The organism is Luteolibacter sp. (assembly GCF_039920825.1).
Taxonomy (GTDB): Bacteria; Verrucomicrobiota; Verrucomicrobiia; order Verrucomicrobiales; family Akkermansiaceae; genus Luteolibacter.
Map to the genome: position 1 here is coordinate 156120 of NZ_JBDSCX010000070.1, position 11523 is coordinate 167642.

At 60.1% G+C, this 11523-nt stretch carries 7 protein-coding genes; all 7 read right to left on the minus strand.

Annotated features, from left to right (window positions below):
• Window positions 1–34 precede the first annotated feature (34 nt).
• The 7 genes from ABIQ96_RS20845 to ABIQ96_RS20875 all read right to left on the minus strand — a co-directional run bounded on the left by ABIQ96_RS20845 (window position 35) and on the right by ABIQ96_RS20875 (window position 11497).
• Window positions 35–1729, minus strand: coding sequence for a glycoside hydrolase family 43 protein (locus tag ABIQ96_RS20845; protein WP_348216571.1), 1695 nt, complete (start codon window positions 1727–1729; stop codon window positions 35–37).
• A 39-nt stretch (window positions 1730–1768) separates the two neighbouring features.
• Window positions 1769–2812 carry a LacI family DNA-binding transcriptional regulator gene (locus ABIQ96_RS20850; protein WP_348216572.1) on the minus strand — a complete coding sequence of 348 codons (1044 nt, stop codon included), beginning with the start codon at window positions 2810–2812 and terminating at the stop codon, window positions 1769–1771.
• A 164-nt stretch (window positions 2813–2976) separates the two neighbouring features.
• Window positions 2977–3345 (minus strand): prepilin-type N-terminal cleavage/methylation domain-containing protein, encoded by a 369-nt coding sequence (locus ABIQ96_RS20855; RefSeq protein ID WP_348216573.1) that lies wholly within the window; start codon window positions 3343–3345, stop codon window positions 2977–2979.
• Between the two features lie 218 nt (window positions 3346–3563).
• A complete protein-coding gene (locus ABIQ96_RS20860; protein ID WP_348216574.1) occupies window positions 3564–5549 on the minus strand; it encodes a sialate O-acetylesterase in 1986 nt (661 codons plus the stop codon).
• Window positions 5550–5568: 19 nt separating this feature from the next.
• Complete coding sequence (locus ABIQ96_RS20865; protein WP_348216575.1) at window positions 5569–7083, minus strand: MFS transporter; 1515 nt, start codon at window positions 7081–7083, stop codon at window positions 5569–5571.
• A 7-nt stretch (window positions 7084–7090) separates the two neighbouring features.
• Window positions 7091–9805: a beta-galactosidase GalB gene (galB, locus tag ABIQ96_RS20870; protein ID WP_348216576.1), complete on the minus strand. Its 2715-nt coding sequence runs from the start codon at window positions 9803–9805 to the stop codon at window positions 7091–7093.
• A gap of 15 nt (window positions 9806–9820) precedes the next feature.
• Complete coding sequence (locus ABIQ96_RS20875; RefSeq protein ID WP_348216577.1) at window positions 9821–11497, minus strand: glycoside hydrolase family 43 protein; 1677 nt, start codon at window positions 11495–11497, stop codon at window positions 9821–9823.
• Between the last annotated feature and the right edge of the window lie 26 nt (window positions 11498–11523).

Sequence of the window (11523 nt, forward strand, 5' to 3'; positions counted from 1 at the left end):
ATTAATTAGCGGTGAAAATCTTCGGTTGAGCGGGTCAGGCTTGGGTGGAAATCGGCAGCGGGATCCCGGATTGGACAAGCAGAGGCGCGGCGGCGTGGGCCTTGTCCTTGTTGACTCCGGCTTCCACCCGCGGGCCTTCTCGATAGACGAATTTCGGGAAATCGGCGTGCAAATGAAGTCCTGAAATGTCTTGGCAACAGAGACCCACAAACGCACCGGTGAAACCAAGGTGGGAGTGGTCATCCGACAGGACCGTTCCGTCGAGAATGGGGCCGATGATCTGCCAGTTTCCTCCGGGCAGCGAGTATTCGAACCGCAGGGCGGCGTTTTTCAGCGTGAGGCGCATGTTCACGGCTCCGGTGGCGGGTATGGCGATGTCCTTTTCGAGAATCTCGCAGCTCGCGGCTCCGTCCGTGGCGATGATGTTGAGGGCTCTGCCGAGCGTCTCGTCGTGGCTCAGCCGCAGGTAGTAGTGGTTTTCCGTGTCGTAATAAGCGATGAGTCCGGCCATTTGCTGGAAAGTGGTCGGTTGAAACTCGACGGTGGTTTCCACGCTGATGTCGAAGGACTGGACGCGGCGGGCGATGAGGCTTTGGCGGAAGAGGCTGACGGTGGGTTCGTTGCCCTTGAGCCGGAGGAAACCGGGGCGCTCGGCGAGGCTGAGCCAATCTTGGGTGATCGGCTGGCGCAGGCTCTGGAAATGGATGTCGAGCTCGGGCGAGTCGAAGTGGCCGTTCCATACCGGGGCGTTGAAAGGTGCCGGCAAAATGCCGGCGGGGCCTTTGGTTTGAACGACGGGGAGCATGCCGCCCTGTTCCAAATACAACCAGCCGTCATCGTCCCAAACGCACTTCTGGAGCGCCGTTTCCCGCCCGAGAGTGCAATGCTTGCCGTTGACCGGACGGCCGCAAAGGTGGGCCAGATACCACTCGCCGTGCTGGGTTTCCACCAACGATCCGTGGCCGGCCTTTTGCAGGAGAATTTCGGGATGACCCAATGAGCTAACAAGGTGCTTCTGAGGGTGGACTTCATAAGGGCCGTCGATCTGGCGGGAGCGGGCGAGCGTGGCGGCGTGGGCGTATTCGGTTCCGCCCTCGGCGGTTAGCAGATAGTACCAGCCATCGCGCTTGTAGAGGTGGGGGCCTTCCACCAGGGCGCGGTCCGTGCCTTTGAAGATCTGCTTCACCGGCCCGATCAAAGTTTGGGTTTTCGGGCAGAACTCCTGAAGCAGGATTCCGGCGAAGCGGTTGTTTTGCTTGCGGTGATCCCAGACCATGTTCACCAGCCACTTGCGGCCGTCGTCGTCATGAAAAAGCGAGGGATCGAATCCGCTGCTGTTCAGAAACACGGGCTCCGACCATGGTCCGGTGATGTCCGGGGCGGTGACCAGATAGTTGTAGGCGACCTTGTAGGGATCCCGTTTCCAGTATTTCACATCCGTGTAAATCAGATGGAACAACCCATCTGAATAAGTAAGACAGGGAGCCCAGATGCCGCCTGAGTCCGGATTTCCCACCATGTCGAGCTGGCTTTGCCGATCCAGGGGGCGGGTGAGCAGGCACCAGTTCACCAGATCCCGCGAGTGGTGGATCTGCACTCCGGGAAACCATTCAAAGGTCGAGGTGGCGATGTAGTAGTCCTCGCCGACCCGTAAGATCGATGGATCCGGATTGAAGCCCTTGAGCACGGGATTTTGGATCACCGGATTTGAAATGGATGATGAATTCATTAAATGAAACGTTTTATTCGCGGGGCAAAAAAATTCAAGTCAGGTTGTTTGGCCGAGAATCAATTGCGGCCGGTGGACCGACGACGGTAATACGGCATCGGCTCCGCTCGCGACGAGATCGAAAGTCATTTCCGCGGCTTTTCTTCCCATTTCATAGGAGGGAATTCTGACAGTGGTGAGCCTTCGCCACGCGCTGAGCGAGGCGTAATCGCCATTGAAACCCGCGATGGCGAGGGAATCGGGAATACGGACCCCGCGATCATATGCGGCGCGTCCGATGAGATTCGCGAGGTCGTCATCATAAGCGATCACCGCATCATAGGCGGCGATCACGTCCCAATCCTCCTGGCTCAGTTCGACATCAAGGCCGACGACGTCCTTGGTGTGCACGGTGTGACAGAAAGCCTGCCGCCCCGCATCGAGCATGGCCTTGCGGTAGCCGGTCTCGCGGTCCTCGGCGCTGTGGTGCATTCTCTCGATAGGAGGACCGCCCCCTGTTTGCCGATGGAGGAAGCAGATGCGTTGATAGCCCTTGTCGATCAGATGCCGCGTCAGTTCGATCGCCCCCCATTCGTCGTCCACGTAAACCGAGTTGGTCTCGTGGCGGTCATTGACGAAGATCACGGGAAGATTGCTGGCCTGGATGCGTTCGTAAATCTGGTCCGCCAGTTCGCTGTAACTTTCGATCACGAGCGCGTCGAGATTCCGCTCGCTGAATACACTTGGCATGGCGGTGCTGATGTCCTCGATCGCCCTCGGCAAACGAATCAGGGTCATGCGGAAACCGCGCTCTTCCGCGATATCGTGAACACCGGCCATGTAGCCATAGGGCGTGCTGGTGTAGGCTCCTGTCTTGGCGACGAAATAGCCGATCGTATTGAAGCTGTTGGAACGAATCGAGCGCGCGCCGGAATGGGGTTGGTAATTCAATTTCCGGGCCACCGCCCTCACCCGTTCCACCGTTTCCGGCTGAAGTTTGATGGTGGAATTCTGACGGGGACTGAGAGCCTGCGAGACGGATGCCGTGCTCAAGCCGGCGGAGCGCGCGATGTCCTTGATGGTTACTCGGCGGGAAACGCTCATGAACCGGAAAATGTGAGAGCGTTGGCCATACCACTTGGGATCTGATAAACCACCTGAGTTAGCAAGGAAAATTGAGGTTCGCGGACCCGCGGACCCGGTATGCCGGGGCGTCCGTATCCGCAGCGGGGCCGGGCCGGCATGGGGAAATTCACCTGACAGGCTTATCATATAATGTCCCTATTTTCAAGTTCGATGAAAGCCTTCCGCGTCCACGATCTGGTGATCGATTTTCCCAAGCTCACTTCTTCCATCCGGCTTCCGTTTCCGCTACGACCGTGAGTCCCGGTGCCGTTTGCCTCGTAAGCCGGGTCGTTGGAGTTCTTTTCCGATGCCCAGCTGCCAACTCCCACGTAGACAAGGTGCCACCCGTTTGTTGTTAGGCAATTGGCCGCGACAAGTTTCATCCACCCAAAACCAGCTGTCGAGAAGACCGCGAGGACGATGATGGTGACTAACAGCTCGGGGAGAGTGAATCCGGGGAGCCGGGATGAGACCGGCCGTTTCCCGGCGAGGTGTTTGTCGGTGATTCTCATCGGTAATTGGAATGGGATTTCAATTGCTCCATCCGAAGCGAACAGGCGTCTGGAGGAGAATGGAGAGGAGCCATCGCAAATGACAAGGAAAATTAAACGTTTAATTAAAAATGGGCCTCACCGAGATGATATTTCATAATTCATTGATTATAAGTTCAAACTTGTGGATTGAGTGGCCGAAAATGGTCGCGATGTGTCTCACGAATCGGCTGCGGTTTTCAATTCTGATCACCGGTGGGAGTGGCCGGACCATCCGTGCGGAATGGAACCGCTGGCAGACCCGCGCCGTTGAAGAGAGTGGCTTTCGGATTGGACTGCCACGCGTAGCGGACGACTTTGGGATTCGGAACCTCGGGTGAGGAAACCACGATGGAATCGCCCTCGATGCGGGCGTCGGCCCAAGTCCATTTCCCGTCGTCTCCGGCGATGGCGAATTCCTCCAATTTCCCACCCTGTGCGGTTAGGCCGCCGTCGGTGTGATCGAAGTTCAGTTTCAACGCGCCCGGCAGGGTTTCGGTCGATTTGAAAACCGGCCCGCTGAAGGGGACCTTTTTCCCATAATGTTTCGCCAGGGCGCAAAGTGCCAACCGCTCTCCCACCGGGCGCTTGTCCTTCGGGTGGATGTCACCGGCCTCTCCTACATCAATGGCGAGGGCCAGTCCGCAGTTAGGAACATTGCGGGAGGCGAAATCCTGCGACTCGCGGAGTTCTGCCCACGCGTCGTCACCCGGAGTGTCGCGATGCGGCATGAACGAGGCGAGGCTGACAATGTAGAACGGGAAATCGCCTTGGCCGAAGGTTTTGCGCCAGTCACCGATCATCGCAGGCAGCAGCGTGCGGTATTGCGCGGCGCGGCTTGCGTTGGCCTCGCCCTGATACCAGATCGCTCCGGTGATCGCGAGCGGCGCGATGGGAGCGACCATTCCGTTATAAAGAACGGCGGGCATGGTGGGCCAGTTTTCAAACCCCGCGGGCATTGGGTGCGGCGGTCGGGCGTCCACGCTGAGTTTGCCCTTCCACTCGCCCGCGAGCGGGACAACGGTTTTGTCGCCGAGGACGAGTTTCAGTTGGGCGGATTCCGATTTGAATCCGCCGTCGGTTAGAGTTTTGAAAACACGCACGGTGATGACGTTTTTACCGGGTTTCAAAATGCCGGGCGCGATCGGATAGGAGCGCGGATTCTCGACCCAGGCGCTCGCTCCCACCCAGCTGCCGTTGACATGCACGGTATCCATCCGCTCGATCACGCCGAGTTCGATCTTCGCTTCTCCCGCAGGCAGCGGATCGGGAAGGGTGACGGTTTTGCGGAAATAACAGACGGCCGGAGTTTCGGGCACGCCGAGGTCGGCGAAGCCGCCGGGAATGGTCACTGTTTTCCAATCCTGCTCGTCGATATCGGCGGCGAACCAAGCGTTGTTCTTATGGCCGGGGTCGAACTCGTCATACCAGTGGGAGATGAAATTGCCGTATTCCGGAGCGCCTTTCGCGCGAAGTCGCTCCACCTCGTCGAGCGGAACGTTGAAATCCTTGAGCGGGCGCAAGGCCGCGTCGCTGGTCCACGATTCGGCGGGAGTTCCACCTACAGCCATTTGTACCAAGCCGATCGGCACATCGAGATCCTGCCGCAGCCTGCGGCCGAAATAATAGCCTACCGCCGAAAAACCGCCCGAGCCGCCGGTCGCGACAGTCTCGGGCGAGCAGATTTTCCACGATCCGCCGGTGGCGGAAGACGGAGCGTAGCCGACCGCTGTCCTTGCCTGATAGAGCCGGAGCAGCGGCTGATCCGCCGCTTGGATTTCCGAGGCGGCGTCGCGCACGCGGCTCATGCCGAATTCCATGTTCGACTGGCCTCCACACAGCCAGACATCGCCCACGAGCACGTCGTGGAACTCGACTTTTTCCGGGCCGTCGATGGCCAGGGTGTAGGGGCCGCCTGCGGGCGGGGGCTGGATTTGCGCAGTCCATCCGCCGCTGCCGTTAGCAATGGTTTCGGCGGAGTTTCCGGCGATTGTCACGCGGACCTGCCGCCCCGGCGAAGTCCATCCCCAGATCGTGTTGGGCTTTTCCCGTTGGAGCACCATGTTGTCGCCGAACATCGGGCTCACGAAGGGAAGCTCCTCCGCGGATGAGACGGCGGCTGACGCTCCGATGAGGAAACCTGCGGCGGCGAGATGACGAAGGGGCGGCGGGAGTTGAATTTTCATGACTTTCTAGCAAAAAATTTCACGCGTTGGCGACCCCCGCCTCCGCCCTGCGACGGGCGAGTTCTTCGGACATCTCGATGGTCGCGTCTTTGTCTAACTTGTAGGCCGCGAGGAGGGCGGTGCAGACGGCGAACATCAGGCCCACGACGATGCTGACGGTGAAGCGGTAGCCATGCACGGCGTCCGGAGCGCCCGGCAGTTTCGTGTCGTAGTGGAATGCGAGGTCCATAATCCAGAGAAACGAAGCGGAGCCCAGAGCGAGACCGGCCTTGAGGCAGAACCCGATGGTCGCGAAGACCATACCTGTGAAACGCCGGCCGGTCTTAAGCTCGGAATAGTCGGCCACATCCGCGAACATCGCCCACACGAGCGGCACCGTCGGCGCATACACGATGGAGCCGATGATCGTGAGGGCGATCATGCCGGTCACGTTCGTGGGTTCCAACAGATAGAATCCGAGGGCGGACACGGTGGAGAGTCCGAAGCCGGCGACGGCGACAGCCTTTTTTCCGAACCTGCGGGCGAAGGACACCGACGCCATGATGACAATGATCGTGGTGAGGGTGCCGACCATGTTGGTAATGCTGTTGAAAACATCGGCCACGTTGGAAGTCGCGAGGTTGTCACTTGTGCTGTGAATCGTGTATCCGAGCCACTCCAGCAACCCGCCGGGTTTGGGAGCACCCGGAAGAAGCGGGGCTCGGGTGAGGCCGAGTTTCGCCACGAAATCAAACATCGAGGCCTTGTCCGCATATTGGTGATAGTAGTTGTAAAGCGCTCCGCCGCGGAACGAAAGGATGGCGAAGTGCACCAGTGTCATCAGCGCCATGATCTTCCACGGGCCGTTCTTCAGCAGATCCTTGAAATCCTGTTTCGGCGGGGTGTGGGTTTCAGCGACCGGCTTGATACGCTCGCGGGTGGTGAAAAAGGTGATGACGAACAAGACCAGACAGATGGCCGCCCAAATCGTCATCGTCATTTGCCAGCCGTGCTGGCGGTCATGGCCCTCGGAAAATTTGGCCACTAACGGAAGCGTGAAGCCGCCGACGATGAATTGGGCGATGTTCACCGCGATGAAACGGAACGAATTGAGGCGGGCGCGTTCGTTGAGATCCGCGGTCATCACCCCGCCAAGTGCCGAATACGGCATGTTGTTCATCGAGTAGAGCGTCATCAGCAGGGTGTTGGTGACGGCCGCGTAGGCGACGAGCGCTCCCATGCTCCAACCCTTCGGCGTCGTGTAGGCGAGCACCATCACGACCGCCCACGGCACGGCGGTCCAGATGATCCACGGGCGGAACTTGCCCCAGCGGGTGTTCGTGCGGTCCGCCAGCACGCCCATGATGGGATCGAAGAAGGCGTCCCAGAGTTTCGGCCAGAGCAGGATCGCCGCGGCGGCACCGGCTGATAGACCGAAAGTGTCGGTGTAGAAATTGGTCTGAAACAGGATCATCGTCATGAAGACGAAGTTCGCGGCGGCGTCCGCCATGCTGTAGCCGGTCTTTTCGATGAAGGACAGTCTGGGTGAATTCATGCGGGTGTTAGTGAGGGTTTTCGCTGGTCAGGGTGACGGACGCGCGTTGCAGGGATTCCGATTCGGCGGAGAGGCGGATGGGTCCCGTCCTACCTGCTATCGAACGCACGATCACCAGGCCGAGCCCGTTGAATGCCGGACGTTCGTGGGATGGGAACGAGATGAGGCAGGTTGGATCTCCGTTGTCTGTAGCGACGATTTCGCCCGGTCCTTCGATTTTGAAACGGATGGTGTTTTGGGCCCTTGGCGAAGTGAGTCCGTTGCCGTCGGTGACCCGGACGGTGATGAAGGATAGATCGCTTCCGTCGGCACGGATCGAGGCACGATCCGGAGCCAGTTCGAGGCGGGCCGCCGCGCTGGTGGTCCGAATTTCGCTCCCGGCCCACGGCTTCCCGTCCTTGTAGGCGACGAGCTTCAATTCACCCGGCTGATAGATCACGTCGTCCCAGCGCAGGCGGTATTCGAACGCGCCTTTCTTTTTCCGTCCGAGGGATTTTCCGTTAAGGAAGAGCTCCGCCTCGTCTCCGGAAGTGAAAACATGCACCGGCGTCACCTGGCCGACACGTTCCGGCCATGTCCAGTGCGGCAGGATGTGGGCCATGGGCAGGTCCGGCCGCCAGCGGGACTGATAGAGATAGAAGCGGTCCTTCCTGAATCCCGCGAGGTCGATGATACCGAAGTAGGAGCTGCGCGCCGAGTAATAGGGAGTTGGTTCGCCGAGGTAGTCCCAACCGGACCAGACGAATTCGCCAGCGACAAACGGATTCTTGTCCTGCATGGCGAAAACCTTGTCGGCGGACGAGCCGAAATCCGCCGTGTGGAGTTCGTAGGCGCTGACCTGCTGGATCGTGGAGTCGCCGCCCGATCCGTCGCGCGTCGGGTTGCTGCCGCCTTTCGTCACGGGAAACAGATAGACGCCCCGGCTGCTCAAGGCGGCGGCGCTCTCGCTGCTCACGATCATTTTGTCAGAAAATTTTTCGTGAAACACGGGATACTGCGGCTGCGTGCGGATGCCTTTGAAATTATCGAATTCGGGCGTGTCGCGGATGCCTTCGCCCTGATAGTTGAGGCTGATGACGTCCACGGCGGCGGCGAAGGGCGAGTCCGACTTGGCGAAATTCATCGAGGCGGTGGCGGGCCTTGATGGGTCGGCATCGTGCGACAGGGCGATCATTTTTCGGGTGACCTCCGCCCCTTCCGCGCCGGTGTATTGCTCGCCGACTTCGTTGCCCACGCTCCACAGGATCACCGAAGCATGATTGCGGTCGCGGCAAATCATCGACCGCAGATCCTGTTCATGCCAGTCGGCGAAAATCAGGTGGAAATCAAACGGCGTTTTCTGCCGGAGCCACGCGTCGAATACCTCGTCCACCACGAGGAAGCCCATTCGGTCGGTGAGTTCGAGCAGTTCGGGCGCGGGTGGATTGTGTGCCATGCGGATCGCGTTGCAGCCGAGTTCGCGGAGAATTTCCAACTGCCGCTCCGCCGCTCTTTCGTTGAATGCCGCGCCCAGCGCGCCGAGATCGTGGTGCTGGTTGACGCCTTGGATGGTGATGCGCTGGCCGTTCACGAAAAGCCCGTCCGGCTGGCATTCCACCGAGCGGATGCCGAAGCGTGTTTCGTAGCGATCCACTGCCTCACCATTTCGTGAGACAGTCGTCACTGCGACGTAGCGGTCGGGTTGTTGTTGTGGTGGCGGTCCCCACAGCTTCGGATTCGGCAGCACCACCGAGCCGTTGATCCTGGCGCTCGCTCCCGCAGTTACGGAGGTTTCCATCGACTTGATGGAGGCTACGGAATTGCCGGTCAAATTTCCATCCGCATCGAGCGCGAAAATTTCGGTTAGGATGCCGGCGTCCGCATCGGAGTTTGAGTCGTTGTCAACGGTGACCACGAGCTCGATGGTGGCGGAAGCGGCGGAGACTTGCGGTGTCGTCAGGAAGGTTCCCCATTGGCCGACATGCACCTGCCGGGTCTTTGTCAGCCAGACGTTCCGGTAGATGCCTGCTCCGGGATACCAGCGCGAGAAATCCGGCGGATTGTCCAAGCGGATCGCCAATTGGTTTTTTCCACCCGGAACCACGTGCTGTGTGAGGTCGAGCCGCCACGACGAATAGCCGTAAGGCCAGCCGCCTAACAATTGTCCGTTCAGCCACACCGCCGAGTAGGCCATCGCGCCGTCCACTTCGAGGAAGATGGATTTGCCCTTGTCGGCCACGGGGATGTCGAGCTGCCTGCGATACCACGCGATGCCCGGACTGGGCAGCCGTCCCATGCCGCCGCCGACGTTGGCGGAGTTGAACGGTCCCTCGATCGCCCAGTCGTGCGGCAGATTCAACCGGCGCCAGCCGCTGTCGTCGAAGTCACTCTTCACATAGGAAACATCGCCGCCGGGATTTCCGTCGGGCCGGACAAAGCGCTTCGCAGGATCCTTGATGAAGCGGTTTCCGGTGGGCAGGATCCACGGCTTGAGCACGCGATGGGTGGCGGCTGATAGTTTCGCGGCATCTTCGGTGGCTTCCGCCAGCCGCTCCTTTTGATCCCCGCCGGTGGCGACCGGGCGGACGTCGTAGAGCAGATCCGCCGGGTTGACATCCGGCGGGTCGCCTTTGGTGAAACGCCAGCCATCGTTGATCCTTTCGACTTCTCTCAATCCGGCCGCATCCGCGGAGAGAAGCGCGGCGGCAAGCAGGGCGGCGAGGAGAGCGATGCGCGGGATCATGTTGCTAGAAAAATGTTACAGAATGCGGCGGGCGTGCATGCCAACAACCGCTCCGGTGAAATGCATGCCACCTCCGGCGGCTTGGACACTGACCGGCCGGATGCCCGCGGGTGCGGAGAACGTATCCCAGGATTTGCCGTCGGTGGACCATTCGAAGGAGACTGCGTTGAGATCAGCGGCAATGCGAAGCGAGATTTTTTCGTTAGGCTGGACATTGACGTGATGGATGACGGCGGGCGCGCCGCTGTCGGCGAGTTCGACGAAGATCTCCACCGCGGATCCGTTGCGGCGCGCCCCGAGGAAATAATAGTTTTTCTCGGTCTGGAAGAGTGCGAGTCCGGCATCGATTCCCGGAGCTGTCGGAGTTTCCAAAGTGGTCGAGACCCGGAAACGGCCGTGCTGGACACGGCGTGACAAGAAGGCGGGGTGTTGGTCGCCCGCGAGGGTTTCCGATCCCGGCGTCAGCAGGAGCTTGCCGGAATCCACTTTCCATAACGATCCGGCGGTGGGCTGGCGGATCATCAACCACAGACCGTCGAGCGCCGGGCTGTCGAAATTTTCGCTCCACGTGAAGTCGCCGTTGAGCGCTGCGGTGCTAGCAGTTGGAGCGGTCACGGACGGACCGGGAGCGACGAGAGGCACGCGTTTTCCGGCGGCAAGAATGACCGGCCAACCGTCGTCGGTCCATGTCACCGGCAGCAGGAATGTCTCGCGGCCTGCGGTGTACAGCCCTCCATCAGGAAACGGCCGGCAGCCGAGGAATACCGACCACCACTTCCCATCGGGTGCTTCTATCAGATCCGCGTGGCCGGTGCAGGTGACGGCGCCCGGAACGGTGTCGTCGAGATCGCGCTGGGTGAGGATCGGGTTTCCGTTCCATGGATCGAAGGGGCCGGTGATGGCGCGGCTGCGGAGGATGACCTGCGAATGCTGCGGTCCGGTGCCGCCTTCGGCGCAGGTTAGGTAATACCAGCCGTCGCGCTTGAGCAGATGGGGGCCTTCGATCCACACCGGTTTTTTGGTGATGTCGACACCGCCGTTCACAAGCAGGACGGGCTCGCCGATGAGTTTTTTCACCTGCGGGTCCAACTGCCTGAGCCATACGGCGCGATGCCCCTGATAGAGAGGCTTGTTGTCCGGCGGCTCGCCATTATGGACCAGCCAGACGCGGCCGTCATCATCAAAGAACAGCGAGGGATCGATGCCGGGAAAATCGAGCCAGACGGGATCCGACCACGGGCCGGCGGGATCGATGGCGGTGATGACGAAGTTGCCCTTCCGATCGATCATCGTGCAGACGATGTAAAAGATGCCGTCGTGCCACTGGATGTCGGGAGCGAACAATCCGCGTGAGATACCACTGCCGTGGTAGTCGAGCTGCGTAGGGCGGCTGATCGCATTGCCGGCGAGTGTCCAGTTCACCAGATCGCGGCTTTTAAAAACGGGAAGGCCGGGGAAATAACTGAACGTGGAATTTACCAGATAGAAGTCCTGTCCCACGCGGCAGACGCTGGGGTCGGGGAAGAATCCGGTGAGGATCGGATTGCGATAGTGTCCCGGCGGTAGTTTTTCCGAAGGCTGGATGTCACTGCCGGTATATTCGAAACAGTCGAAGGCGACGGGAGTCGGTTCGTCCGCCAGAACGGAGGTGGCGAGAAGGGCGATGGTTGCAAGCGCGCGCGGCAGGTTCATGGAAATGGGATGAGTTGTCCGGATTT